The organism is Streptomyces sp. NBC_00019 (genome assembly GCF_045041015.1).
In the GTDB taxonomy this organism is placed as follows: Bacteria; Actinomycetota; Actinomycetes; order Streptomycetales; family Streptomycetaceae; genus Streptomyces.
Genome location: NZ_CP108302.1, coordinates 8,814,087 through 8,839,867 on the forward strand (window position 1 = coordinate 8,814,087; position 25,781 = coordinate 8,839,867).

The 25,781-nt window shown below is 71.0% G+C and carries 25 protein-coding genes; 17 read left to right on the top strand and 8 right to left on the bottom strand.

Annotated features, from left to right (window positions below; translation table 11 throughout):
• The first annotated feature begins 70 nt into the window (after positions 1 to 70).
• Positions 71 to 1,711 carry an ABC-F family ATP-binding cassette domain-containing protein gene (locus OHU89_RS40760; RefSeq protein WP_405650137.1) on the top strand — a complete coding sequence of 547 codons (1,641 nt, stop codon included), beginning with the start codon at positions 71 to 73 and terminating at the stop codon, positions 1,709 to 1,711.
• Here the strand turns inward: OHU89_RS40760 and OHU89_RS40765 are convergent.
• From OHU89_RS40765 to OHU89_RS40780, 4 genes are all read right to left on the bottom strand, one after another.
• Entirely contained in the window at positions 1,708 to 2,880 is a 1,173-nt protein-coding gene (locus OHU89_RS40765) for a serine hydrolase domain-containing protein (RefSeq protein ID WP_405650138.1), read from the bottom strand. The genes OHU89_RS40760 and OHU89_RS40765 overlap by 4 nt on opposite strands.
• A 192-nt stretch (positions 2,881 to 3,072) precedes the next feature.
• The gene (locus OHU89_RS40770) at positions 3,073 to 5,484 is read right to left on the bottom strand and encodes a Tex family protein (RefSeq protein ID WP_405650140.1); all 2,412 of its coding nucleotides are present in this window, start codon (positions 5,482 to 5,484) and stop codon (positions 3,073 to 3,075) included.
• An 80-nt stretch (positions 5,485 to 5,564) separates the two neighbouring features.
• Positions 5,565 to 5,696, bottom strand: coding sequence for an LPFR motif small protein (locus tag OHU89_RS40775; RefSeq protein WP_252100555.1), 132 nt, complete (start codon positions 5,694 to 5,696; stop codon positions 5,565 to 5,567).
• A gap of 89 nt (positions 5,697 to 5,785) precedes the next feature.
• Positions 5,786 to 6,655: an SCO6745 family protein gene (locus OHU89_RS40780; protein WP_405650142.1), complete on the bottom strand. Its 870-nt coding sequence runs from the start codon at positions 6,653 to 6,655 to the stop codon at positions 5,786 to 5,788.
• A gap of 113 nt (positions 6,656 to 6,768) precedes the next feature.
• Here OHU89_RS40780 and OHU89_RS40785 point away from each other — a divergent pair, with 113 nt between their 5' ends.
• Both OHU89_RS40785 and OHU89_RS40790 read left to right on the top strand, forming a co-directional pair.
• Complete coding sequence (locus OHU89_RS40785; protein ID WP_405650144.1) at positions 6,769 to 7,728, top strand: GlxA family transcriptional regulator; 960 nt, start codon at positions 6,769 to 6,771, stop codon at positions 7,726 to 7,728.
• Between the two features lie 150 nt (positions 7,729 to 7,878).
• Positions 7,879 to 8,514, top strand: coding sequence for a DJ-1/PfpI family protein (locus OHU89_RS40790; protein ID WP_405650146.1), 636 nt, complete (start codon positions 7,879 to 7,881; stop codon positions 8,512 to 8,514).
• Here the strand turns inward: OHU89_RS40790 and OHU89_RS40795 are convergent.
• The gene (locus OHU89_RS40795) at positions 8,501 to 9,250 is read right to left on the bottom strand and encodes an enoyl-CoA hydratase/isomerase family protein (RefSeq protein WP_405650147.1); all 750 of its coding nucleotides are present in this window, start codon (positions 9,248 to 9,250) and stop codon (positions 8,501 to 8,503) included. The genes OHU89_RS40790 and OHU89_RS40795 overlap by 14 nt on opposite strands.
• Positions 9,251 to 9,315: 65 nt before the next feature.
• On the opposite strand from OHU89_RS40795, the gene OHU89_RS40800 reads away from it, so the two are divergent.
• Together OHU89_RS40800 and OHU89_RS40805 are read left to right on the top strand one after the other, a co-directional pair.
• Positions 9,316 to 9,939, top strand: coding sequence for an HdeD family acid-resistance protein (locus OHU89_RS40800; protein ID WP_405650148.1), 624 nt, complete (start codon positions 9,316 to 9,318; stop codon positions 9,937 to 9,939).
• 174 nt (positions 9,940 to 10,113) lie between these two features.
• Positions 10,114 to 10,623, top strand: a complete 510-nt coding sequence (locus OHU89_RS40805) for an ATP-binding protein (RefSeq protein ID WP_405654866.1) — start codon at positions 10,114 to 10,116, stop codon at positions 10,621 to 10,623.
• Between the two features lie 10 nt (positions 10,624 to 10,633).
• Here the strand turns inward: OHU89_RS40805 and idi are convergent, their stop codons facing one another.
• The 3 genes from idi to galE all read right to left on the bottom strand — a co-directional run bounded on the left by idi (position 10,634) and on the right by galE (position 13,481).
• Complete coding sequence (gene idi, locus OHU89_RS40810) at positions 10,634 to 11,227, bottom strand: isopentenyl-diphosphate Delta-isomerase (protein ID WP_405650149.1); 594 nt, start codon at positions 11,225 to 11,227, stop codon at positions 10,634 to 10,636.
• A gap of 198 nt (positions 11,228 to 11,425) precedes the next feature.
• Complete coding sequence (locus tag OHU89_RS40815; RefSeq protein ID WP_405650151.1) at positions 11,426 to 12,367, bottom strand: cation diffusion facilitator family transporter; 942 nt, start codon at positions 12,365 to 12,367, stop codon at positions 11,426 to 11,428.
• A 148-nt stretch (positions 12,368 to 12,515) separates the two neighbouring features.
• A complete protein-coding gene (gene galE, locus OHU89_RS40820; RefSeq protein WP_267014309.1) occupies positions 12,516 to 13,481 on the bottom strand; it encodes a UDP-glucose 4-epimerase GalE in 966 nt (321 codons plus the stop codon).
• A 284-nt stretch (positions 13,482 to 13,765) separates the two neighbouring features.
• On the opposite strand from galE, the gene OHU89_RS40825 reads away from it, so the two are divergent.
• The 12 genes from OHU89_RS40825 (at position 13,766) to OHU89_RS40880 (ending at position 25,688) form a co-directional block, all read left to right on the top strand.
• Complete coding sequence (locus tag OHU89_RS40825) at positions 13,766 to 15,559, top strand: DUF5941 domain-containing protein (protein ID WP_266885538.1); 1,794 nt, start codon at positions 13,766 to 13,768, stop codon at positions 15,557 to 15,559.
• Complete coding sequence (locus OHU89_RS40830; RefSeq protein ID WP_405650152.1) at positions 15,556 to 16,308, top strand: sugar phosphate nucleotidyltransferase; 753 nt, start codon at positions 15,556 to 15,558, stop codon at positions 16,306 to 16,308. Before OHU89_RS40825 ends, OHU89_RS40830 begins: the two co-directional genes overlap by 4 nt.
• Positions 16,296 to 17,357, top strand: coding sequence for an iron-containing alcohol dehydrogenase family protein (locus OHU89_RS40835; protein ID WP_046256347.1), 1,062 nt, complete (start codon positions 16,296 to 16,298; stop codon positions 17,355 to 17,357). The genes OHU89_RS40830 and OHU89_RS40835 overlap by 13 nt, the downstream gene beginning before the upstream one ends.
• Positions 17,335 to 18,114 carry a CDP-alcohol phosphatidyltransferase family protein gene (locus OHU89_RS40840; RefSeq protein ID WP_266885532.1) on the top strand — a complete coding sequence of 260 codons (780 nt, stop codon included), beginning with the start codon at positions 17,335 to 17,337 and terminating at the stop codon, positions 18,112 to 18,114. Before OHU89_RS40835 ends, OHU89_RS40840 begins: the two co-directional genes overlap by 23 nt.
• A 5-nt stretch (positions 18,115 to 18,119) precedes the next feature.
• Positions 18,120 to 18,992: a glycosyltransferase family 2 protein gene (locus tag OHU89_RS40845; RefSeq protein WP_405654867.1), complete on the top strand. Its 873-nt coding sequence runs from the start codon at positions 18,120 to 18,122 to the stop codon at positions 18,990 to 18,992.
• A 100-nt stretch (positions 18,993 to 19,092) separates the two neighbouring features.
• On the top strand, positions 19,093 to 20,028 hold the full coding sequence (locus OHU89_RS40850) for an ABC transporter permease (protein WP_266885530.1): 936 nt from the start codon (positions 19,093 to 19,095) through the stop codon (positions 20,026 to 20,028).
• Positions 20,021 to 20,797, top strand: coding sequence for an ABC transporter ATP-binding protein (locus OHU89_RS40855; RefSeq protein ID WP_046256351.1), 777 nt, complete (start codon positions 20,021 to 20,023; stop codon positions 20,795 to 20,797). The genes OHU89_RS40850 and OHU89_RS40855 overlap by 8 nt, the downstream gene beginning before the upstream one ends.
• Before the next feature lie 383 nt (positions 20,798 to 21,180).
• Entirely contained in the window at positions 21,181 to 22,083 is a 903-nt protein-coding gene (gene hpnC, locus OHU89_RS40860) for a squalene synthase HpnC (protein WP_405650153.1), read from the top strand.
• Positions 22,080 to 23,030, top strand: a complete 951-nt coding sequence (hpnD, locus tag OHU89_RS40865) for a presqualene diphosphate synthase HpnD (RefSeq protein WP_405650154.1) — start codon at positions 22,080 to 22,082, stop codon at positions 23,028 to 23,030. The genes hpnC and hpnD overlap by 4 nt, the downstream gene beginning before the upstream one ends.
• On the top strand, positions 23,030 to 23,170 hold the full coding sequence (locus OHU89_RS40870; RefSeq protein ID WP_266885522.1) for a DUF6380 family protein: 141 nt from the start codon (positions 23,030 to 23,032) through the stop codon (positions 23,168 to 23,170). The genes hpnD and OHU89_RS40870 overlap by 1 nt, the downstream gene beginning before the upstream one ends.
• Positions 23,167 to 24,561, top strand: a complete 1,395-nt coding sequence (gene hpnE / locus OHU89_RS40875) for a hydroxysqualene dehydroxylase HpnE (RefSeq protein ID WP_405650156.1) — start codon at positions 23,167 to 23,169, stop codon at positions 24,559 to 24,561. Before OHU89_RS40870 ends, hpnE begins: the two co-directional genes overlap by 4 nt.
• Positions 24,561 to 25,688 (top strand): polyprenyl synthetase family protein, encoded by a 1,128-nt coding sequence (locus OHU89_RS40880; protein ID WP_327720750.1) that lies wholly within the window; start codon positions 24,561 to 24,563, stop codon positions 25,686 to 25,688. Before hpnE ends, OHU89_RS40880 begins: the two co-directional genes overlap by 1 nt.
• Positions 25,689 to 25,781: the final 93 nt, after the last annotated feature.

Genomic DNA, 25,781 nt, shown 5'->3' on the forward strand with positions numbered 1-25,781 from the left:
CGGCGGCGCGGCCCCCGGCACGGAATCCGCGGGAAGCCTCCTCGGGCACCTCGCTAGGATCGATCCCCTCATGACTGCCACACTCGTCGCCAAGAATCTCGCCGCCGGCCACGGCGACCGCTCCCTGTTCGCCGGGCTCGACCTCGTCGTCGCGCCCGGTGACGTCATCGGGCTGGTCGGAGCCAACGGAGCGGGCAAGTCCACCCTGCTCAGGCTGCTCGCCGGGCTGACCACGCCGGAGGAGGGCGAGCTCCGGCTCTCCCCGCCGACGGCCACCGTCGGCCACCTTCCTCAGGAGCCGGAGCGCCGCCCCGGCGAGACGGTCCGGGACTTCCTGGCCCGCCGCACCGGCGTCGCCGAGGCCCAGCGGGTCATGGACGAGGCGACCCAGGCACTGGTCGACGGGGCGCCGGGCGCGGACGACGCGTACGCCACGAGCCTGGAGCGCTGGCTCGACCTCGGCGGCGCGGACCTCGACGAGCGCGCCGCCGAGGTCGCCGACTCACTGGGCCTGGCGGTGGACCTGGACCAGCCGATGACGTCCCTGTCCGGCGGCCAGGCGGCACGGGCGGGGCTCGCGTCGCTGCTGCTCTCCCGCTACGACGTCTTCCTCCTCGACGAGCCGACCAACGACCTCGACCTGGACGGCCTGGAGCGCCTGGAACGCTTCGTGAGCGGCCTGCGCGCCGGCACGGTCGTCGTCAGCCACGACCGCGAGTTCCTCACCCGCACGGTCACCAAGGTCCTCGAACTCGACCTCGCACAGGGACAGATCAACATCTACGGCGGCGGCTACGAGGCCTATCTGGAGGAGCGCGACGTGTCCCGCCGGCACGCCCGCGACGACTTCGAGGAGTACGCCGACAAGAAGGCGGCCCTCCAGGACCGGGCGCAGACCCAGCGCTCCTGGATGGACAAGGGCGTCAAGAACGCGCGCCGCAAGGCGAGCAACGACAACGACAAGATCGGCCGCAAGTTCCGCAGCGAGGCCAGCGAGAAGCAGGCCGCGAAGGCCCGCCAGACCCAGCGCATGATCGAACGCCTGGAGGTCGTCGAGGAGCCGCGCAAGGAGTGGGAACTGCGCATGGAGATCGCCTCGGCGCCGCGCTCGGGGTCGGTGGTGGCGACCCTGCGGGAGGCGGAGGTCCGCCGCGGCGACTTCGTGCTCGGCCCGGTGACCCTCCAGATCGACTGGGCGGACCGGGTGGCGGTCACCGGTGCGAACGGCGCCGGCAAGTCGACCCTGCTCGGGGCACTGCTGGGCCGCGTCCCGGTCGACGCGGGCACCGCCTCGCTGGGCTCCGGCGTCCTGGTCGGCGAGGTCGACCAGGCCCGCAAGCTGTTCCACGGCACCGAGTCACTGCTGGACGCCTTCTGCGCCGCGGTCCCCGACACGGAACCGGCCGAGGTCCGCACCCTGCTGGCCAAGTTCGGCCTGAAGGCGAACCACGTCCTGCGCCCGGCGGCCACGCTCTCCCCGGGCGAACGCACGAGGTCCGCCCTGGCCCTGCTCCAGGGCCGGGGCGTCAACCTCCTGGTCCTCGACGAACCGACCAACCACCTCGACCTCCCGGCCATCGAGCAGCTGGAGTCGGCGCTCGACGCCTACGAGGGCACGCTGCTCCTGGTGACTCACGACCGCCGCATGCTGGACGCGGTCCATGTCACCCGCCGTCTGGAGGTCGCGGACGGCAAGGTGACCGAACGCTAGGACCGGTGGCGCAGCAGCGCGCAGACGAGGTTCTCCTGGACGGCGCGCATCCGGCGCAGCAGGTCGGGCTTCTGGGCCTGGTTGATCTGGGTGGTGACCGAGAACGTCAGTGACCGCTGCCCGTCCGGCGTGGCCGCGATCAGCTGGGTGTAGCCGAGGGTGTTGCCGGTGTGCCCCAGCATCACGCCGCAGCGGGTGGTGTAGCGGAAGATGCCGAGCCCCGCGTCGTTGCGCCCGGGTCCCTTCGGCTCGGAGTTGCCGGGGATCCAGTCGCGCTGCTGCTCCACGACCTGCGGGCCGTACAGCCGTCCTTCGGCGTAACCGCGGATGAAGCGCGTCATGTCGGAGGGCGTGGAGACGATTCCGCCCGAGGCCCACACACCGGACATGCCCAGGACCTCACTCACGTCCACGGGCGGGTCGGGCGGGATCACGTCGTAGCCGTGCAGATACGGCTTCGGCATCCGGTACCCCTGCGGCAGGCTGGTGTCGCGCAGGCCCAGCGGCCGGTACACCAGCTTGTGCAGCAGTTGTTCGTACGGGATGCGGGTGGCCGCCTCCGCCATCAGGGCCACGGCGATGTTGTCCGAGTTGGAGTACTGGTACCGGGAGCCCGGCTCGAACCGCAGGGGTTCGCCGGCGGCGAAGTCCAGCAGCTTGCGGGAGTCGAAGCGGTGCCGGGGGTCGGCGAGGACGATCTTCAGGAACCCGGCGCTCTGCGAGTAGTCGGGCAGGCCGCTGGTGTGGTGCAGCAGCTGGCGCAGAGTCACGGCGTGCCAGGCCTTGGGCAGGTGGGGCAGCCGCTCACCGAGGGTGTCGTCGAGGTCCAGGGTGTTCCAGTCGACGAGGGAGAGCGCGACCGCGCCGCTGAAGGCCTTGGCCGTACTGGCGATACGCATGTGGTCGTGGGGCGCGGGCCGACGGCCGGTGTCGACATCGGCGACCCCGGCCTTGAGGACCCGGCTGTTTCTGCCGTCCCGGAGCACGGCGATGACGCCGGGCGGACCGCCGGGCGCGTCGACCAGGTCCTCGAGCTGCTGATGGAGCCCGGTGTCGGGGCGCGGTCCGGGAGGCGTGGCGGCGACGGCGGCGGTCGGTGACAGTGCGGCCAGAGAGGCCGCGATCAGGGCGACGGCCGTGCGGCGACGGAATCTGGAGGGGACGGACATGGACTCTCCGGGGCAGACGGGACGGAGCGGACTGACCCGCCCAGCTTCGCCCCGCCCGGATCCGGGCAGCCGGTCAAGCTACTGCACCTGGCGCAACGGGATGGGCGCGAAGCGCCCTCCTCAGGGCGCAGCGAACTGCGGGACCAGCCACGACGGCCCCGCAGTTTCCCCACAGCCCGATCGGCGAAGCCGTCAGCGCTTGCCCTTCTTCGGATCGAGCAGCCCGGCCTTGCGCAACGCATCCGCCATCGCGCTGTTGGCCGGCGGAGGCGCCGCCTGACGCGAACCGCCCCCCTGACCACCACGGCCACCGCCCTGCCGCTGCTGGCCCTGCTGCCGCTGCTGGGGCGGACGTCCGCCCCGCTGCCGGCGCTCGCCCCCGCCACCCTGCTGCTGACCCTGCGGAGCCGCTTCGTCGTCCAGCCGCAGCGTCAGCGAGATCCGCTTGCGCGGGATGTCGATGTCGAGGACCTTCACCTTGACGATGTCACCCGGCTTCACCACGTCCCGCGGGTCCTTCACGAAGGTCTTCGACAGCGCCGAGACATGCGCGAGACCGTCCTGGTGGACACCGACGTCGATGAACGCCCCGAAGGCCGCCACGTTGGTGACGACGCCCTCCAGTACCATCCCGGACGTCAGGTCGGAGATCTTCTCGACGCCCTCCTTGAAGGTGGCCGTCTTGAACGCGGGCCGCGGGTCGCGCCCCGGCTTCTCCAGCTCCTTGAGGATGTCGCTGACCGTCGGGAGACCGAACGTCTCGTCCACGAAGTCCTGCGGCCGCAGCGACCGCAGCACACCCGTGTTGCCGATGAGCGCGGCGACCTCCTGGCCCGCCGTCTTCACCATGCGCCGGACCACCGGATACGCCTCGGGGTGCACGCTGGACGAGTCCAGCGGGTCGTCGCCGCCGCGAATCCGCAGGAAGCCCGCGCACTGCTCGTAGGCCTTCGGGCCCAGCCGGGCCACCTTCTTCAGCGCGGTGCGCGAAGTGAAGGGACCGTTGGCGTCGCGGTGCGCCACGATGTTCTCGGCGAGGCCGGAGGTGATGCCGGAGACCCGGGCGAGCAGCGGGGCCGACGCCGTGTTGACGTCCACCCCCACGCCGTTCACACAGTCCTCCACCACCGCGTCCAGCGAACGCGACAGCTTCACCTCGGACAGGTCGTGCTGGTACTGGCCGACACCGATGGACTTCGGGTCGATCTTCACCAGCTCGGCCAGCGGGTCCTGGAGACGACGGGCGATCGACACCGCGCCGCGCAGCGACACGTCCATGTCCGGCAGTTCCTGCGAGGCGAAGGCCGACGCCGAGTACACGGACGCGCCCGCCTCGGACACCATCACCTTGGTGAGCTGCAACTCGGGGTGCTTGGTGATGAGTTCACCGGCGAGCTTGTCGGTCTCGCGGGACGCCGTGCCGTTGCCGATCGCGATCAGGTCGACCGCGTGCTCCTTGGCGAGGCGGGCCAGCTTGGCGATCGCCTCGTCCCACTTGTTGGCCGGAACGTGCGGGTAGATGACGTCGGTGGCGACGACCTTGCCGGTGGCGTCGACGACGGCGACCTTCACGCCCGTCCGGAACCCGGGGTCCAGGCCCAGCGTCGAGCGCGTGCCGGCGGGGGCGGCGAGCAGCAGGTCGCGGAGGTTCGCCGCGAAGACGTTCACCGCCTCGTCCTCGGCGGCGGTGCGCAGTCGCAGCCGCAGATCGATGCCGAGGTGCACCAGGATGCGGGTGCGCCAGGCCCAACGGACGGTGTCCGTGAGCCACTTGTCGCCGGGGCGGCCGCGGTCGGCGATCTGGAACCTGTGGGCGACCATCCCCTCGTACGAGGACGGACCGGGCTGCTCGGAAGGCTCCTCCGGCTCCAGGACGAGGTCGAGGACCTCCTCCTTCTCGCCGCGCAGCATCGCCAGGACGCGGTGCGAGGGCAGCTGCTTGAAGGGCTCGGCGAAGTCGAAGTAGTCGGCGAACTTGGCGCCCGCCTCCTCCTTGCCGTCCTTCACCTTGGCGGCGAGGCGCCCACGCACCCACATGCGCTCGCGCAGCTCGCCGATCAGGTCGGCGTCCTCGGAGAACCGCTCGGTGAGGATGGCCCGTGCGCCGTCGAGCGCGGCCTGCGGATCGGCCACGCCCTTGTCGGCGTCGACGAACGCGGCGGCAGCGGCCAGCGGTTCGACGCCCGGGTCCGCGAGCAGGCCCTCGGCGAGCGGCTCCAGACCGGCCTCCCGGGCGATCTGCGCCTTGGTCCTGCGCTTCGGCTTGTACGGCAGGTAGATGTCCTCGAGGCGCGCCTTGGTCTCCGCGCCGCGGATCCGCGCCTCCAGCTCCTCGGTGAGCTTGCCCTGTTCGCGCACCGACTCCAGGATCGCCGTCCGCCGCTCCTCCAGCTCCCGCAGATAGCGCAGCCGCTCCTCGATCGTGCGCAGCTGCGCGTCGTCGAGCATCTCGGTCGCTTCCTTGCGGTAGCGGGCGATGAAGGGCACCGTCGAACCGCCGTCGAGCAGTTCCACGGCGGACTTGACCTGCCGCTCCCGAACGCCGAGCTCCTCGGCGATCCTTCCTTCGATGGATCCGATGTCGATGGGCTCGCGTGTCGTCACGATGCCGTACCGCCTTCTCACAGAGGTTGCGCGGCAATTGTGGCAGGTGGCACCGACAGGCGGGGATCAGGGCGCGGACATCAGGCCCGGCGACTCCGCGTGGAGCCCGAGGCACCGCCGAACAGCCGGGCCAGCGCCCGGAAGGGCAGCGTCACGACGGTGGCTATGGCGCCGCCGATCTGCCGGAGCACGTCTGCGATCGCTCGGAACACGAACTTCCCCTTTCGTCACCCGGCCACGCGACCGGGAAGCCCGAGTACCTCGTCTCCGCCCCGGCATGCGTCCGGCGTACGGGGGCGACTCAGCCCTTCCCGATCAGGTCCGCCGGATACGCCCCCGCCGCCAACGCCGCCCGTGCGAAGCCCGCCCCGAGTTCCGTCAGCCGTGCCACGCCCGTGGCGCCGAGGTGTTCGTACGGTGCCCGGTCCAGCCGGTCCGTCTCGTTCTCGATCTCCTCGCGCAGTGCCGCACCCCGCTCGGTCAGCTCACCGGCCTCGTCCAGGAGCCCGCGGTCCTGGAGCCGTCCGACGGCCGCGTCCCATTCGTCCTGGCTCCAGCCGCGCGTGGTGAGCACCCACTTGGGGCTCATGCCCTTGCCGGTCGCCGTGTGGGCCACCATGGCCTCCAGGCCGCCCAGCTCCGCGGCCGTCAGCGCGGCGAGATGGCCGTCGCCGCGGTGCTCGCGCAGCAGGGTCGCGGCATGGAAGTACGCCAGGTGCGGCTCCTCGGGCACCGGCAGGTCCGCGTGTGCCGCGTACAGCGGACGAGCACCGCGCGAACAGGCCTCGGTGGCGCGCAGCGCCAGCTCCGCGGCCTCCGCCATCTCCGGTGACAGAAGCGTCTGCGCGCCGAGCAGCCGCCGCAGCGCCGCGTCGACGCCACGCACGCGTGCCGCGAGGACGGCCTCGGGCGAGGCCATGGCCCACACATCGGGGACGTACCGGGCCACGAGCTCGTGCTTGTAGTTGTAGAACGTCGCCGTCACCGTCCCGGCGCCCACCGGCCCCATGGCGGCGGCCCGCACCGCGAAGTTGGCGGCCCTGGGGTGCGTGATCCCGATCCCGGCCAGCTCCTTGCCCAGTTCGGGCGCGAAGTAGGAGGTGGCGTGCAGGGAGTTGAGCACATTCGCGCAGCGGCGGACGGCCCGGAGCTCGATGGCGGCGGTAGTCATGCCCGGCAGGTTACCAACCGCTTGGTATGTCATCCAGAGCCGGGAAGGACGTGGCAGGAAAGGTGGGGTACTCGTCATTGCGGCCATCTGCCGGCCCGCCCAGAATCGAGTGCATGACGCAGCGAACCGTCCTCGTCGTCCTCTTCGACGACGTGCAGAGCCTCGATGTCACCGGCCCCCTGGAGGTGTTCGCCGGGGCCGAGACGCACACCCCGGGCACGTACCGCATCCGTACGGCCTCCCTGGACGGCGCCCCCGTGCGCACCTCCAGCGGCCTGACCCTCGTACCGGATCTGGCTCTCCCGGACGCGCCCGCCCCGCACACCCTCCTGGTCCCGGGCGGTCAGGGCACCCGCCGTCCCGACCCGCGCCTGACCGACTGGCTGCGCGCGAACGGACCGCGTGCCGAGCGCCTCGTCTCCGTCTGCACCGGCGCGATCCTGCTCGCCGAGGCGGGCCTGCTCGACGGCCGGCGCGTCACGACCCACTGGGCGTACTGCGACAGGCTCGCCCGCGACCACCCGGCGATCGACGTCGAACCCGACCCGATCTACATCCGGGACGGAACGGTCGCCACCTCCGCCGGTGTCACCTCCGGAATCGACCTCGCCCTCGCGCTGGTCGAGGAGGACCTGGACCGGGACGTCGCCCTCGCCATCGCCCGCCATCTGGTGGTCTTCCTGCGCAGACCGGGCAACCAGGCCCAGTTCAGCGCCCAGCTCGCCGCGCAGACCGCGCAGCGGGAGCCCCTGCGGGAGGTCCAGCAGTGGATCACCGAGCATCCGGACGGTGACCTGGACGTCGAGTCGCTCGCCGCCCGCGCCCGCCTCTCGCCCCGCCACTTCGCCCGCGCCTTCCAGGCGGAGACGGGCATGACCCCCGGCCGCTACGTCGACCGGGTCCGCCTCGAACACGCCCGCCGCCTCCTGGAGGAGACCGCCGACGGCGTCGAGGAGATCTCCCGCGCCAGCGGCTACGGCACCTCCGAGACCATGCGCCGCGCCTTCGTCAAAGCCCTGGGAACGTCACCGGCCGAGTACCGCCGCCGGTTCCGCCCGGCACCTGCCCGCTGAGGGCGCCGAGTCTTCTCCGGCATCCGCCCACCGAGATGCCGGTCGGTTCCCTCCGCCACCTGCCCGCTGATGCGCCGGTCGGTTCCCCCGGCATCCGCCCACCGAGATGCCGACCGGTTCCCCCGGCATCCACCCACCGAAAGGATCCCGATGCAGATCGCCATCGTCCTGTTCGACCGTTTCACCGCCCTCGACGCCGTGGGACCCTACGAGACCCTCGGCCGCCTCCCGGACGCGGAACTGTTCTTCGTCGCCGAGCGGACGGGCCCCGTCCGCGCCGACACCGGCAACCTCGCCATCACCGCCGACCGCACGCTCGCCGACGTGCCGAGCCCGGACATCGTGGTCGTCCCCGGCGGCCCCGGACAGACCCCGCAGATGGAGAACGAGACCCTCCTGGACTGGCTGCGCACCGCCGACGCCACCAGCACCTGGACGACATCCGTGTGCACCGGATCGCTGCTGCTGGCCGCCGCCGGACTCCTCGACGGCCGCCGCGCCACCTCCCACTGGCTCGCCCTGGACCACCTGAAGCAGTTCGGGGCCGAGCCCACGGGGGAGCGGGTCGTCCTCGACGGCAAGTACGTCACCGCGGCCGGCGTCTCCGCCGGCATCGACATGGGGCTCACCCTGCTCGGCCGGATCGCCGGCGACGAACACGCCCAGGCGGTACAGCTGTTGACGGAGTACGACCCGCAGCCGCCCTACGACGCCGGCTCGCCCCAGAAGGCTCCCGCGCACCTCGTCGAGGAGTTCCGCTCCAAGAGCCGGTTCATCCTGAAGTAGTCCAGGTGAAGCGCGGCTGCCTGCGCTCCAGGAACGCGGCGACGCCCTCCGCGGTGTCGCCGTTGCCGCGTGCCTGCTCGGCCCAGTGACCGTCCCGGTCCACGGCCCCGTTGGCGAACTCCTTCGCCGCGGCCTGCGTCAACTGCGAACGGGACACCAGGATCCGGGTGAACTCCGCGACCCGCTTGCCCAGTTCGCCCTCCGGCAGCACCTCGTCGACCAGCCCCGTGCGCAGCGCCCGATCGGTGTCGATCAACTCGCCGGAGAACAGCAGGTACTTGGTGGCGGCCGGCCCCACCAGCGCCACCAACCTCCGGGTGGAGGAGGCCGGATACACGATCCCCAGCTTGGCCGGGGTCACCCCGAACAGCGAGCCCTCCTGCGCGAACCGCAGATCGCAGGCCGCCGCGAGCTGTGAACCGCCGCCCACGCAGTGCCCGCGGATCGCCGCCAGCGTCGGCTTCGGGAAGGCGGCGAGCGCCTCCTCGGCCGCCATCGCGAGCCCCTGTGCCTCGTCCGGCGACCCCCGCAGCGTGGAGATGTCGGCCCCCGCGCAGAACGTCCCGCCCTCCCCGGTGAGCACCAGGGCCCGTACGTCCTGGTCGGCGGCGAGGGTGTCGAGCAGCGGCGGCAGCGCCCGCCACATCGCGGCCGTCATCGCGTTGCGCTTGGCCGGATGGTGGATGACGACGGTGGCGACCGAATCGGTCACGCTGTACAGCAGCTGGGGCTCCATGGCCGGATGCTAACCGCCCCCGACGCTCGTACGATCGGGCAGGGGTCCCGTGCGAGGAGGCGCCGATGGCCAAGGACGAGACCGCCAAGCTGAGCCGGGGCTTCGGCTGGCTGGCCGCGCTCGGCGTGATCCTGGTGCTCGCCGGACTCGTCGGGCTCATCTACACCGGGGTGGCCACGCTCACCTCGATGCTGCTGTTCGGCTGGCTGCTGCTGATCGGCGGCGCCGTCGGCCTGCTGCACGCGATCCAGGCGCGCGGCACCAACTTCTTCTGGCTCGGCGTCATGGTCGCGGCCCTGAACATAGCGGCAGGTGTGGTCGTCATCCGCAGACCCGAGGCGGCCGCCGAGGCCCTGACCATGTTCGCCGCGCTGCTCTTCCTGACCGGCGGGGTGTTCCGGCTGGCCGGCAGTCTGGTGGTGCGCGGTACGCAGTTCGGCTGGACGCTGGTGCAGGGCGCCTTCGGCCTGCTCCTCGGCATCCTCGTGCTGGCCTCCTGGCCGAGCAGCAGCAAGTACGTCATCGGCTGCTTCTTCTCGCTCGCCCTGCTGTTCGACGGACTCGGTCTGATCGCCACCGGGTTCGGCGGGCGGCGTATCGTCGGCATGGTCTCCGAACGGCTCGCCGCCGAGGACGACGCACGGAGCGAAAAGGGCGAGGCGGTCGCCAAACCCGTACAACCCGAATAGTTCGCGAACACGGCAAAAGTGGGACATGGGCAGTCTCATAGTCGACCGTGTCAAGCGAGAGCGATCACAAACGCTCGATATCTGCTGACTTCTGTTCAGTCATTCGGCGCGGAGCGACTCGCTGCCAACACTCGACGTGTGGTGACAATCGAGCGCAAGGGTGGCGACCGGACAATGGAGAACCATGGGCGCGGGTCCGGCCCACGTCCAGCAGCCGGCGAGGTCGAGGAGCCGGCCCCCGGCCTGCCCGGGCCACTGCCGTACGAGGGCGTCTGGCGGTTCACCGCCCCCGCCGTCGACGTCTCGGTCCCGCAGGCGCGGCACGCCGTGCGGGATCTGCTGCTGCGCCAGGGCGTACCGGTCTCGGACGACCTGGTGCAGGGACTCCTGCTGATCGTCTCCGAACTGGTCACCAACGCGGTGCGGCACGCGGCCCTGCTGTCGCCGATGCTCGCCGTGGAGGTCGCCGTCGGCGCCGAGTGGGTGCGGGTGTCGGTGGAGGACAACCACCCCTACCGCCCAACCGCACTGGAGGCCGACCACGGCCAGACCGGCGGCCGCGGGCTGCTGCTGGTGCGCGAGGTCACCCGCGAGGCGGGCGGCGTCTGCGATGTCGAGCACACGGCGAACGGCGGCAAGGTGATCTGGGCCGCCCTGCCGCTCGTACCCGTGCGGGTGTCGTAGGCAGCGGGCGTCACCAGCCGGCGGACGGGCCCGTCAGCTCCCTGACCGCGGGACGGGCCGCGTCCAGCACCGTCATGAACCAGGACGAGAAGCTGTCCTTGGCATGCCGCTCCGCCAGCTCGGCGGGCGTCACGAAGACCGTCTCGCCGATCTCCTCCGGATCCGGACGCAGGGGCGACTGCAGCAGGCCCACGAAGAGGTGGTTGTACTCCTGTTCCACCAGGCCCGAGTCCGGGTCCGGGTGGTTGTAGCGGACCGTGCCCGCCTCGGCGAGCAGCGACGGGGAGGCGCCCAGCTCCTCGTACGTCCGCCGGGCGGCCGCCGCGAAGGGCGCCTCACCCGGATAGGGGTGGCCGCAGCACGTGTTGGACCACACGCCGGGGGAGTGGTACTTGCCCAGCGCGCGCTGCTGGAGCAGCAGCCGGCCCCGCTCGTCGAAGAGGAACACGGAGAAGGCGCGGTGCAGTTGCCCCGGCGCCTGATGGGCGGCGAGCTTCTCCGCGGTGCCGATCGTGACGCCGTCCTCGTCGACGAGTTCCAGCAGAATCGCGTCAGCTGTGCCGTTCGACGGACTGTGTGTCGCCGTGGCAGGTGTGATCGGCATACCCATCCTTCGCATCGGTTTTTCGCGCACCAAGTGTGCCGCACAAATACGGCACTACCGGCAGTTGATCGTGCCCGGCGCGGCGGACGGGGAACCGTCCGGGGTGGCGCTGTGGGGTGGAGGACGCAGCCGGTCACCGGATCGCTGCATTCCGCCTGAAACGTACTTTCGGGGCGTTCGAGCATGCTTGCGGGACTCTCAGTGGCAGAGCTTCGCCTCGTGCTCCGCGTGCCCGACCGGCTCCAGCTGGAAGGTGCAGTGCTCCACGTCGAAGTGGTCGCCCAGGCAGCCCTGGAGCTCGTGGAGCATCTTCTCGTGACCGATCGCACTCAGCACGTCCGAGCGCACCACCACGTGCGCGGACAGCACCGGCATCCCGGAGGTGATCGTCCAGGCGTGCAGGTCGTGGACGTCCTCGACGCCGTCGAGGGCCAGCACGTGGGCCCGTACGTCGTCCATGTCGACGTTCTTCGGGGCCGCCTCCAGCAGTACGTCGAGGGTCTCCCGCAGCAGCTTCCAGGTACGCGGCACGATCATCAGTCCGATGACCAGGGAGGCGATCGGGTCGGCGGCCTGCCAGCCGGTGGTCAGGATCACCACCGCGGAGATGATCACCGCGAGCGAGCCCAGCGCGTCCGCCGCGACCTCCAGGAAGGCGCCCCGCACGTTCAGGCTCTCCGCCTGACCGCGCACCAGCAGCGACAACGACATCATGTTCGCGACCAGGCCGATCGCGCCGAACACGATGGTCAGCCCGCCCTCGGTGCCGGCGGGCGTGATGAAGCGCTGGACCGCCTCGTACAGGACGTACCCGCCGACGCCGAGCAGCAGCAGACAGTTGGCGAGCGCGGCGAGGATCTCCGCGCGGGCGTAACCGAAGGTGCGCTTCCCGCTCGGCGGGAGGCTCGAGAAGTGGATCGCCATCAGCGCCATGCCGAGACCCAGCGCGTCCGTCGCCATGTGCGCCGCGTCCGCGACCAGGGCCAGCGAGTCCGCCAGGATGCCGCCGACGATCTCGACCACCATGACGGTGAGCGTGATCGACAGCGCGACCCGCAGCCTGCCGCGGTACGCCGCGGTCGCCGTACCGCCGGGCGGCGCATGCGAGTGCGCGTGCCCGTGATCGTGCCCAGCCCCCATGGAAGCCGCCTCCTACGTGTCGACCCGGAACAGCCCGCCCGGGATCACAGTGAACTACGGGTGGGGGGTATGGGGCAACGCGGCACTGAACACCGTTGTCATGTGCCCTGACCTGCGGAAACGATCCGCAGGTCAGAACGCTCCCGACTCACTTGGCGTGGTGCAGCTGCCAGCCCCGCCACGCCGACTCGATCATCTCGTGCACCCCGCGGCGGGCCGTCCAGCCGAGCTCCTCGGCGGCCCGGGCGGCCGAGGCCACCGAGACCGGGGCGTCGCCGGGGCGCCGGGGCTCCACGACGGCGGGCCGCCGGTCCCCGGTGACCTCGCCGATGACGGTGACCATCTCGCGCACGGAGACGCCCTCGCCGCGGCCGATGTTGACGGTCAGGTCCCCGCTGCGGTCCCCGAGCCCCTGCGCGGCCGCCAGATGCGCCTCCGCCAGGTCGGCGACATGGATGTAGTCACGGATACAGGTGCCGTCCGGCGTCGGATAGTCGTCGCCGAAGATCCGCGGGGCCTCGTCGCGGGTGAGCCGGTCGAAGACCATCGGCACGATGTTGAAGACACCGGTGTCCGCCAGCTCCGGCGTGGCCGCGCCCGCCACGTTGAAGTAGCGCAGGCACACGGTCGAGATGCCGTGCGCCTGCCCGGCCGCCCGCACCAGCCACTCACCGGTGAGCTTCGTCTCGCCGTACGGGTTCACCGGGGCGCACGGGGTGTCCTCGGTGATCAGCTCCGCGTCGGGGTTGCCGTAGACGGCGGCGGACGAGGAGAAGAGGAAGCGCTCGATCCCGGCCTCGGCGACGGCTTCGAGGAGCGTTGCCAGTCCGCCGACGTTCTCCTGGTAGTAGCGCATCGGCTGGGCGACGGACTCGGCGACCTGCTTGCGCGCGGCCAGGTGCACCACCCCGGTCACCTCGTGCTCGGCGAGCACCCGCTTCAGCAGACCGGCGTCCAGCGACGAACCCCGTACCAGCGTCACGTCCGCGGGCAGCCGCGCCGGGATCCCGGCCGACAGATCGTCCAGCGCGAGGACGCGCTCCCCGGCGTCCGTCATGGCCCGCGCCACGTGGGCCCCTATGTATCCCGCTCCACCTGTGATCAGCCATGTCATGGTCGCCCACCCTATGCCGAGGCGATGGTGGGCCCCGCAATGTCCCAGATGCCCGGTCCGATGGCCCGCGGTTTGTGGGCGAGGCCCGTGATCACCCATGATGATCGCGGCAAAGGCCGGGGGAGACGGCGTTGATCGGCCCATGAACGGGCGGTGAACGCAGGCTTCCCGGCATCCGATAGCCTCTGCCGACATGCCGCCCGGGCGCGCCGAGCCACGCCGAGGGGCGCCCCCACCATGCAGATGACCGACGCCCCGCGTCGGCACCCAGGGAGTGAGTTCGGTTGTCGACCGCCATCCTCACCGGTCAGCCGGTCCCCGGATCGTCGATCGAGGGCGATCTGCGGTCGCTCGGCTTCGACGTCCGGGTCGCCTCGGACGCCGCCGACGCCGAGACGCTCCTCGCCCAGGTCCCGGGCGACCAGCGGGTCGCCGTGGTCGACGCCCGCTTCGTGGGCCACCCGCACGCCCTGCGCCTCGGCCTCACCGACCCCCGCTTCCCGCTCGCCGCGATCTCCGGCGCCGTCACCGCCCAGCCGGCCGGGCGGCAGGCCCTGACCCGTGCGATGGCCCGGGAGAGCAGCGCCGGCGGCGGGACGACGGTCGCCGTCGACAGCCTCGCCGACCGCATCGTCACCGCGCTGGACACCGAGAACGCCGGTGTCCACCACCCCGAGCTCGGCAGCCTGGTCGCCGCCGTGCCCGCCGACCCGCAGGCCCGCAACGAGGCACGGCAGGCCGTCGCGGACGTCGACGACGAAGCCGTACGCCTGAAGTCGGCCGTGAAGTCCCGCGACGGCTTCTTCACCACCCACTTCATCAGCCCCTACTCCCGCTACATCGCCCGCTGGTGCGCCCGCCGGGGCCTGACCCCGAACCAGGTCACCACCGCCTCCCTGCTCACCGCCCTGATAGCGGCGGGCAGCGCGGCCACCGGCACCCGGGCCGGCTTCATCGCCGCCGGCGTCCTGCTGATCGCGTCCTTCGTCCTGGACTGCGTCGACGGCCAGATCGCCCGCTACTCCCTGCAGTACTCCACGCTCGGCGCCTGGCTCGACGCCACCTTCGACCGGGCCAAGGAGTACGCCTACTACGCCGGCCTCGCCCTCGGAGCCGCCCGCGGCGGCGACGACGTATGGGCGCTGGCGCTCGGCGCGATGATCCTGCAGACCTGCCGGCATGTCGTCGACTTCTCCTTCAACGAGGCGAACCACGACGCCACCGCCAACACCAGCCCCACCGCCGCGCTCTCCGACAAGCTGGACAGCGTCGGCTGGACGGTGTGGATCCGCCGGATGATCGTGCTGCCGATCGGCGAGCGCTGGGCGATGATCGCGATTCTGACGGCGGCCACGACTCCCCGGATCACCTTCTACGCACTGCTCATCGGCTGTGCCTTCGCGGCCACGTACACCACGGCGGGCCGCGTGCTGCGCTCGCTGACCCGCAAGGCCAAGCGGACGGACCGCGCGGCACAGGCCCTGGCGGACCTCGCGGACAGCGGGCCGCTGGCCGAACTGATCGTGCGCTTCCTGCCCGGCCCGGTCCGCAGGACCGCTCCGCTCAGCGCCGCCGCCGGCGCGGTCGCCGTGGTCCTGGCGGCCTGGGTCTGGGGCCCCGCCTGGCAGGTCGTCCTCCTCGCCGGGCTCTACGTCCTGCTGTCGGCCGAGGCCGTCTCGCACCCCCTCAAGGGCGCCCTCGACTGGTTGATCCCCCCGTTCTTCAGGGCAGCCGAGTACTGCACCGTCCTGGTCCTGGCGGCCAAGGCCGATGTGAACGGAGCCCTTCCTGCGGCTTTCGGGCTGGTGGCCGCGGTCGCCTACCATCACTACGACACGGTGTACCGCATCCGCGGCAACGCCGGCGCGTCCCCGGCCTGGCTGGTGCGCGCTATTGGGGGGCACGAAGGGCGGACGCTGCTCGTCACCGTCCTGGCCGCCGCGCTCACCGCCTCGCAGTTCACGGTCGCGCTCACGGCTCTCGCCGTGGCCGTCGCCCTGCTGGTGCTCGTCGAGAGCATCCGCTTCTGGGTGTCCTCCGGGGCGCCCGCCGTACACGATGAAGGAGAACCCGCATGATCGGCCTCGTGCTGGCGGCCGGCGCCGGACGGCGTCTGCGCCCCTACACCGACAGCCTTCCCAAGGCTCTGGTGCCGGTGGGTCCCGCGGGCATAGAGGGCGAACCTACGGTTCTCGACCTCACTCTCGGCAACTTCGCCGAGATCGGCCTGACCGAGGTCGCGATCATCGTCGGCTACCGCAAGGAAGCCGTGTACGAGCGCAAGGCGGCGCTGGAGGCGAAGTACGGCCTCAAGCTCACCCTCATCGACAACGACAAGGCCGAGGAGTGGAACAACGCCTACTCCCTGTGGTGCGGACGTGACGCCCTCAAGGACGGCGTGATCCTCGCCAACGGCGACACCGTCCACCCGGTCTCGGTCGAGAAGACCCTGCTCGCCGCCCGCGGCGACGGCAAGAAGGTCATCCTTGCCCTCGACACCGTGAAGTCCCTCGCGGACGAGGAGATGAAGGTCGTCGTCGATCCCGCGAAGGGCATGACGAAGATCACCAAGCTGATGGACCCGGCCGAGGCCACCGGCGAGTACATCGGCGTCACCCTCATCGAGGGCGACGCCGCCCCCGAGCTGGCCGACGCGCTGAAGACGGTCTGGGAGACGGACCCGCAGCAGTTCTACGAGCACGGCTACCAGGAGCTCGTGAACCGCGGCTTCAGGATCGACGTGGCGCCGATCGGCGACGTCAAGTGGGTGGAGATCGACAATCACGACGATCTCGCCCGCGGACGGGAGATCGCGTGCCTCTACTGACCCGGCTCATCCCCGCTCCCGTCGTCGTCGACATCCGCCCGGGTGCCCTCGACGACCTGGTGGGCGTCCTCGCCGACGAGCGCATCTCGCACTCCGGCCGGCTCGCCGTCGCCGTCAGCGGCGGCTCCGGCGCCCGGCTGCGGCAGCGGCTCGAACCCTCGCTCCCCGGCGCCACCTGGTACGAGGTCGGCGGTGGCACCCTCGACGACGCCGTGCAGCTGGCCAGCGACATAAAGGCCGGCCACTACGACGCGGTCGTGGGCCTCGGCGGCGGCAAGATCATCGACTGCGCCAAGTTCGCCGCGGCGCGCGTCGGCCTGCCGCTGGTCGCCGTACCGACGAACCTCGCGCACGACGGCCTGTGCTCCCCGGTCGCGACCCTCGACAACGACGCGGGCCGCGGCTCGTACGGTGTGCCGAACCCGATCGCGGTCGTCATCGACCTCGACGTCATCCACGAGGCCCCGGCCCGCTTCGTGCGCGCGGGCATCGGCGACGCCGTCTCCAACGTCTCCGCGATCGCGGACTGGGAGCTGGCCAACCGCGTCAAGGGCGAGAAGATCGACGGCCTGGCCGCCGCGATCGCCCGCCAGGCCGGCGAGGCGGTTCTCCGGCACCCCGGCGGCATAGGGGACACGGACTTCCTCCAGGTGCTCGCCGAGGCGCTCGTGCTCAGCGGTATCGCCATGTCGGTCTCGGGTGACTCCCGCCCCTCCTCGGGTGCCTGCCACGAGATCAACCACGCCTTCGACCTGCTGTTCCCCAAGCGCGCCGCCGCCCACGGCGAACAGTGCGGACTGGGCGCCACCTTCGCGATGTTCCTGCGAGGTGCCCACGAGGAGTCGGCGCACATGGCCTCCGTGCTGCGCCGGCACGGACTGCCGGTGCTGCCGGAGGAGATCGGCTTCACCGTGGACGAGTTCGTCCGCGCCGTGGAGTTCGCTCCGGAGACCCGGCCCGGCCGGTACACGATCCTCGAACACCTCGACCTCAAGCCCGACCAGATCAAGGATCTCTACGTCGACTATGTCAAGACCATCGGTAGCTGAACTCCGTCCGGTCGTGCACCCCGCAGGGGTCAAGGACCGGCGCAGCGGTGAGCACTGGATGGGGCGCCTCTACATGCGCGAGGTGTCCCTGCGGATCGACCGCTACCTGGTCAACACCAGGGTCACGCCCAACCAGCTCACGTACCTGATGACCGTCTTCGGTGTCCTCGCGGCCCCGGCACTTCTCGTGCCGGGGATCCCGGGGGCCGTGCTCGGTGTGGTCTGTGTGCAGATGTATCTGCTGCTGGACTGCGTCGACGGCGAGATCGCCCGCTGGAAGAAGCAGTACTCGCTCAACGGCGTCTACCTGGACCGGGTCGGCGCCTATCTGACCGACGCCGCCGTGCTGGTCGGCTTCGGCCTGCGCGCCGCCGACCTGTGGGGCAGCGGCCGGATCGACTGGCTGTGGGCCTTCCTCGGCACCCTGGCCGCGCTCGGCGCCATCCTGATCAAGGCGGAGACCGACCTCGTCGGTGTCGCCCGGCACCAGACCGGCAAGCCGCCGGTCCAGGAATCGGCGTCCGAGATGCGCTCCTCCGGCATGGCACTGGCCCGCAAGGCCGCCGCCCTGCTGAAGTTCCACCGGCTGATCCTCGGCATCGAGGCGTCCCTGCTGATCCTGGTCCTGGCGATCGTCGACCAGATGCGCGGCGACCTCTTCTGGACCCGGCTCGGCGTCGCGGTCCTCGCGGGCATCGCGCTGCTCCAGACCCTGCTGCACCTCGTGTCCATCCTCGCCTCCAGCAGGCTGAAGTGAGCGGCATGAAGGTCGGCGCGGTCATCATCACGATGGGCAACCGCCCCGACGAACTGCGGGCCCTGCTCGACTCGGTCGCCAAGCAGGACGGCGACCGCGTCCAGGTGGCCGTTGTCGGCAACGGCTCGCCCGTCCCGGACGTCCCCGAGGGCGTCCGCACCGTCGAGCTGCCCGAGAACCTCGGCATCCCCGGCGGCCGCAACGTCGGCATCGAGGCCTTCGGCCCCAGCGGCCGCGACGTCGACATACTGCTCTTCCTCGACGACGACGGCCTGCTCGCGAACCACGACACCGCCGAGCTGTGCCGCCAGGCCTTCGAGGCCGACCCCGAGCTCGGCATCGTCAGCTTCCGCATCGCCGACCCGGACACCGGCGAGACCCAGCGCCGCCACGTCCCCCGGCTGCGCGCCGCCGATCCGATGCGCTCCTCCCGGGTCACCACCTTCCTCGGCGGCGCCAACGCCGTACGGACGAAGGTCTTCGCCGAAGTCGGCGGTCTCCCGGACGAATTCTTCTACGCCCATGAGGAAACCGACCTGGCATGGCGGGCTCTCGACGCGGGCTGGATGATCGACTACCGGTCCGACATGGTGCTGTACCACCCCACGACCGCGCCCTCGCGGCACGCGGTCTACCACCGCATGGTCGCCCGCAACCGCGTCTGGCTCGCCCGCCGCAACCTCCCCGCCCTCCTGGTCCCGGTCTACCTCGGGGTCTGGATGCTGCTCACCCTGCTGCGCCGCCCCTCGCGGCCCGCGCTGAAGGCGTGGTTCGGCGGGTTCCGGGAGGGGTGGAGCACCGGCTGCGGCCCCCGCAGGCCGATGAAGTGGCGTACGGTGTGGCGGCTGACCCGACTGGGCCGGCCCCCGGTCATCTGACAAGCTCGAAACTGAGAGCACCACCGGGCCCGACCCAGGACCCCGGTTCATGCCCCCAGCCCGCACAGGCTGCGCATCTCGAGGACGAAAGTTTCCACTGGTGAGTGAGACAACGCATGACGGCGGAGTCGCGGTGACCGCGCCTCCGTCGCCCGACGAGGGCCTCACGGCGGCACAGCTCGCCGACAAGTACGGGCTGTCCGTGAGCGGCGCCCGCCCCTCGCTCGTCGAGTACGTCCGCCAGCTCTGGGACCGCCGTCACTTCATCCTCGCGTTCTCGCGGGCGAAGCTGACCGCCCAGTACAGCCAGGCCAAGCTCGGCCAGCTGTGGCAGGTGGCCACGCCGCTGCTGAACGCGCTCGTGTACTTCTTCATCTTCGGCCTGCTGCTGGGCGCCCGGAAGGGCATCCCGCACGACATCTATGTGCCGTTCCTGGTCACGGGCGTCTTCGTCTTCACGTTCACGCAGAGCTCGGTCCTCGCCGGTGTGCGCGCCATCTCCGGCAACCTCGGACTGGTCCGCGCCCTGCACTTCCCGCGCGCCGCGCTGCCGATCTCGTTCGCGCTCCAGCAGCTCCAGCAGCTGCTGTACTCGATGATCGTGCTGGTCGTGGTCATGGTGGCGTTCGGCAGCTACCCCGGCCTGTCCTGGCTGCTGGTGCTGCCCGCGCTGGTCCTGCACTTCGTCTTCAACACCGGCCTCGCGCTGATCTTCGCCCGCATGGGCAGCAAGACCCCCGACCTGGCCCAGCTGATGCCGTTCGTGCTGCGGACCTGGATGTACGCCTCGGGCGTCATGTTCAGCATCCCGGCGATGCTCGCCGACAAGGACATGCCGGGCTGGGTCACCGAGGTCCTGCAGTGGAACCCCGCCGCGATCTACATGGACCTGGTCCGCTTCGCGATGATCGACGGATACGGCTCGGAGTACCTGCCCCCGCACGTGTGGCTCTTCGCCCTCGGCTGGGCGCTGCTCGCCGGTGCGTTCGGCTTCGTCTACTTCTGGAAGGCCGAGGAGAGGTACGGCCGTGGCTGAGCAGCAGCGGGACCCCCGCCCCACCGTCATCGCGGACGACCTCCACATCGTCTACCGCGTCAACGGCGCCAAGTCCGGCAAGGGCAGCGCCACCGCCGCCCTGAGCCGCATCGTCAAGCGCGGCGAGGAGCGAGGCGTCCGCAAGGTGCACGCCGTGCGCGGCGTCTCCTTCGTCTCCTACCGCGGTGAGGCCATCGGCCTGATCGGCTCCAACGGCTCCGGCAAGTCGACCCTGCTGCGCGCCATCGCCGGCCTGCTGCCCGCCGAGAGCGGCAAGGTCTACACCGACGGCCAGCCCTCGTTGCTCGGCGTCAACGCGGCCCTGATGAACGACCTCACTGGCGAGCGGAACGTCATATTGGGCGGGCTCGCCATGGGTATGTCCCGGGAGCAGATCAAGGAGCGCTACCAGGAGATCGTCGACTTCTCCGGCATCAATGAGAAGGGCGACTTCATCACCCTCCCGATGCGCACCTATTCCTCCGGCATGGCGGCCCGTCTGCGTTTCTCCATCGCCGCGGCCAAGGACCACGACGTCCTGATGATCGACGAGGCCCTGGCGACCGGCGACCGCAAGTTCCAGAAACGCTCCGAGGCGCGCATCCGTGAACTGCGCAAGGAAGCCGGCACGGTGTTCCTGGTGAGCCACAACAACAAGTCGATCCGTGACACCTGCGACCGGGTCCTGTGGCTGGAGCGCGGCGAGCTGCGCATGGACGGCCCGACCGAAGAGGTCCTCAAGGAGTACGAGAAGTTCACGGGCAAGTAGTCCACCTGGGCCTGGACGTAGGGGCCACGACGCTTCGCGGGGCCCCGCCGGAACTGCTCCGGTGGGGCCCCGCGTCTGCAAAGGAAACGTCAACTTCGGTACGGCGTAGGAATCTTGAAGCCAATCGGTGTGTTCTTGTGATGTGCAGGACACCCCGACTCACCACGTTGAGTTGTACAACGTAAGATGTACCGGTCCCGAATCGCGGCAAGTGGGGCGATAATGCCCGACACCTTCAGTTGGAGCGGCTGCGCGGAAGGCTGGGCGGCGTGTCCGAAATAGTGTGTATTGGGTCGGCGGTGTAGAACGGGAGATGTGACGGCTATGGCTACGGAAACTCCCCAGCTCAACGCATGTGCCGTCCCCGCTCCGGGCGGTCCGCGGTGACGGGAACCGACACGGGGCGCGCCCCGGATCCGGAGCGCGGCACGCTGGACAAGGCCGCGGGTGAGAACTTCCCCGTGGCTCCCTTCTTTCTGCCCCGGGCCTGGCGCGCCGATCTCATGGCGGTGTACGGCTTCGCCCGTCTTGTCGACGACATCGGCGACGGCGACCTCGCCCCCGGCGGTGCCGACGCCCGTCTGCTCGGCGTGCCGGCCGAGGACGCCGCGGACCGGCTTCGCCTGCTGGACGCCTTCGAGGCCGACCTCGAGCGGGTCTTCTCCGAAGAGCCCCGCCACCCCCTGCTGCGCCGCCTTCGGCCGACGGTCCGCCGCTGCTCGCTCACCCCCGAGCCCTTCCTCGGCCTGATCGCCGCCAACCGCCAGGACCAACTGGTCAAGCGGTACGAGACCTACGACGATCTGCTCGCCTACTGCGAGCTGTCGGCCAACCCCGTGGGCCGCCTGGTCCTCGGCGTCACCGGCACCTCGACCCCCGAGCGGATCCGGCACTCGGACACGATCTGCACGGCCCTGCAGATCGTCGAACACCTCCAGGACGTCGCCGAGGACCTCGGCCGCGACCGCATCTACCTGCCCGCCGAGGACATGAAACAGTTCCATGTCCAGGAGGCGGATCTCGCCACGAAGACCGCAGGCGCATCGGTGCGCGCACTGGTCGCGTACGAAGCACAACGCGCCCGCGGTCTCCTGAATGAAGGCGCCCCCCTGGTGGGTAGCGTCCACGGCAGGCTGAAGCTGCTGCTCGCGGGGTTCGTGGCGGGGGGAAGGGCGGCCATCCATGCGATTGCCGCCGCCGAATACGACGTACTTCCCGGCCCGCCCAAGCCCGGCAAGCTCCAGTTGCTGCGCGAGGTGGGCGTGACTCTGCGAGGAGAGGGGTGATCCGGACCGTGGAGGCCGAACCACACGTGTCCGCACCGGTACTCGCCGCCTACAGCTATTGCGAGGCCGTCACCGGACAGCAGGCCCGTAACTTCGCTTACGGCATCAGGCTCCTGCCGATGCCCAAGCGCCGCGCGATGTCAGCGCTCTACGCGTTCTCGCGCCGCGTCGACGACATCGGCGACGGCGCGCTGGACCACGATGTGAAGGGCGTCAGACTCGAGGACACCCGGGCGATGCTGGCCCGGGTCCGCGAGGGCGCGGTCGACGAGGACGACACCGACCCGGTCGCGGTCGCCCTCGCCCATGCCGCCGAGGCCTTCCCGATCCCGTTGGAGGGCCTGGACGAGCTCATCGACGGCGTCCTGATGGACGTACGCGGTGAGACCTATGAGACCTGGGACGACCTGAAGGTCTACTGCCGCTGTGTCGCCGGCGCCATCGGGCGGCTCTCGCTCGGTGTGTTCGGTACGGAACAGGGGGCGCGTGGCGTTGAGCGCGCGCCGGAGTATGCCGACACGCTCGGTCTCGCGCTCCAGCTCACCAACATCCTGCGGGACGTCCGTGAGGACGCGGAGGGCGGGCGCACCTATCTGCCGGCCGACGACCTCGCGAAGTTCGGCTGCTCGGCCGGGTTCAGCGGGCCGACGCCACCGGAGGGCTCCGACTTCGCGGGTCTCGTGCACTTCGAGGTGCGCCGGGCCCGCGCCCTTTTCGCCGAGGGCTACCGGCTGCTCCCCATGCTCGACCGGCGCAGCGGTGCCTGCGTCGCCGCCATGGCCGGCATCTACCGCCGGCTCCTCGACCGCATCGAGCGCGACCCTCAGGCGGTGTTGCGCGGCCGGGTCTCGCTGCCCGGGCGCGAGAAGGCGTACGTCGCGGTGCGCGGCCTTTCCGGCCTCGACGCCCGGCATGTGACGCGGCGGACCGTCAGGAGGCGCGCCTGATGGACAATTCGGTCCAAGGTGATGCCGCCGGGGAAAAGTGGCACGCAACCCTCCGCTCAGGGAGCGCGTCCCTGACTGCAACGGTCGGCTGTGCACCGTTCAAACACCACAGCGGCCGGGCAGGGGAGGGCGCACGATGACCGACGGACATCAGTCGGGGCGGGACGCGGTCGTGATCGGCGGCGGACTCGCCGGCATCACCACAGCGCTCGCCCTCGCCGACGCGGGGGTCCGCGTCACCCTGCTCGAAGGCCGGCCGCGCCTGGGCGGGCTCGCCTTCTCCTTCCAGCGCGGCGAGCTGACCGTCGACAACGGACAGCACGTCTATCTGCGCTGCTGCACTGCCTACCGCTGGTTCCTCGACCGGATCGAGGGAACCGCGCTGGCGCCGCTGCAGGACCGTCTCGACGTGCCCGTGGTCGACGTCGACAAGCCCGAGGGACGGCGGCTCGGCAGGCTGCGGCGCGACGCGCTGCCGGTGCCCCTGCATCTGGGGCGCAGCCTCGCCACGTATCCGCATCTCTCGCTCGCCGAACGGGCCAAGGTGGGCCGGGCCGCGCTCGCGCTCAAGGGGCTCGACCTCGCCGATCCGAACCTGGACGCACAGAGCTTCGGCAGCTGGCTGACTGCGCACGGTCAGTCGGCGCGTGCCGTCGAGGCCCTCTGGGACCTGGTCGGGGTCGCCACTCTCAACGCGGTCGCGGGCGACGCCTCGCTGGGGCTCGCCGCGATGGTGTTCAAGACCGGTCTGCTGTCCGACCCGGGCGCGGCCGACATCGGATGGGCGCGCGTCCCGCTGGGTGAACTGCATGACCGGCTGGCCCGCAAGGCGCTCGACTCCGCGGGCGTGCGTACCGAGGTCCGTACACGCGTCACCTCCATCTCTACTGACGAGAACGGGACTTGGAGCGTTCAGGTTCCCGGCGAGACGCTGCGCGCGGACGCGGTCGTCCTCGCCGTACCCCAGCGCGAGACGTACGACCTGCTGCCGGACGGCGCCCTCGACGCCCCCGAGCAGCTGCTCGCGATCGGCACCGCGCCGATCCTCAACGTGCACGTCGTGTACGACCGCAAGGTGCTGAACCGTCCCTTCTTCACCGCCCTCGGCACCCCGGTGCAGTGGGTGTTCGACCGCACCGACGCCTCCGGGCTCAGGGACGGGCAGTACCTGGCCCTGTCCCAGTCGGCCGCGCAGGACGAGATCGACGAGCCGGTCGCCGTGCTGCGCGAGCGCTATCTGCCGGAGCTGGAGCGGCTGCTGCCCGGCGCGCGCGGTGCCGAGGTGAGGGACTTCTTCGTGACCAGGGAACGGACGGCGACGTTCGATCCCGCACCCGGCGTCGGGCGGCTGCGGCCCGGCGCCCGCACCAGAACCCCCGGCCTGTACCTGGCCGGTGCGTGGACCGCCACAGGGTGGCCCGCGACCATGGAGAGTGCGGTCCGCAGTGGTGTGAGTGCGGCGGACGCCGCGCTGAGCGCCCTGGGCCGGCCCCGCCCCAGCCGCCTCTTCGACATGGAGGAGGCGGCCTGATGCTCGATCAGCACGCGGCAGGCCCCCGCACCCCCGGTACCGCAACAAGAGGAGAGACTGTGCCCACTGTGCCCCCGGCCTCGACGGCTGCCGAGGCGGTGGACGTGACCGCGCTGCTGGAGCGTGGCCGAACCCTGGCCACTCCGGTACTGAGGGCGGCGATCGACCGCCTGGCCGCTCCCATGGACACCGTTTCCGCCTACCACTTCGGCTGGATCGACGCCGAGGGCAACCCGACCGCAGGCGACGGCGGCAAGGCCGTGCGCCCCGCACTCGCGGTGCTGTCCGCCGAGGTCACCGGCGCCGCACCCGAGGTCGGTATCCCCGGCGCCGTCGCCGTGGAGCTGGTCCACAACTTCTCGCTGCTGCACGACGACCTGATGGACGGCGACGAGCAGCGCCGCCACCGCGACACGGTCTGGAAGGTGCACGGCCCGGCCCAGGCCATCCTCGTCGGCGACGCCCTGTTCGCGCTGGCCAACGAGGTGCTCCTCGAACTCGGCACCGTCGCGGCGGGCCGCGCCACCCGGCGCCTCACCTCCGCCACCCGCGCCCTCATCGACGGACAGGCCCAGGACATCTCCTACGAGCACCGCGACCGCGTCAGCGTCGAGGAGTGCCTGGAGATGGAGGGCAACAAGACCGGTGCCCTGCTGGCCTGCGCCAGCTCCATCGGCGCGGTGCTCGGCGGCGCGGACGACCGCACCGCAGACACCCTGGAGAGGTACGGCTACCACCTCGGCCTCGCCTTCCAGGCCGTCGACGACCTGCTCGGCATCTGGGGCGACCCGGTCTCCACCGGCAAGCAGACCTGGAGCGACCTGCGTCAGCGCAAGAAGTCCCTGCCGGTCGTGGCCGCGCTCGCGGCGGGCGGCTCCGCCTCCGACCGGCTCGGCGAGATCCTCGCCGCGGACGCCAAGAGCAGCGACTTCGAGAACTTCTCCGAGGAGGAGTTCGCGGCCCGCGCCGCCCTCATCGAGGAGGCGGGCGGCCGGGACTGGACGGCCGGCGAGGCGCGCCGTCAGCACACCATCGCCGTCGAGGCGCTCGACGCCATCGACATGCCCGACCGGGTGCGGGACCGGTTCACCGCGCTCGCCGACTTCGTCGTCGTACGAAAGAGATGATCACTATCGGTCGAATAGCCCTCGCGTAGTCGCCGGCCGGTGTCGCGGGAAACCGAGCACCGGCCGACGGCGGACCCACAGCAGAGCACCACA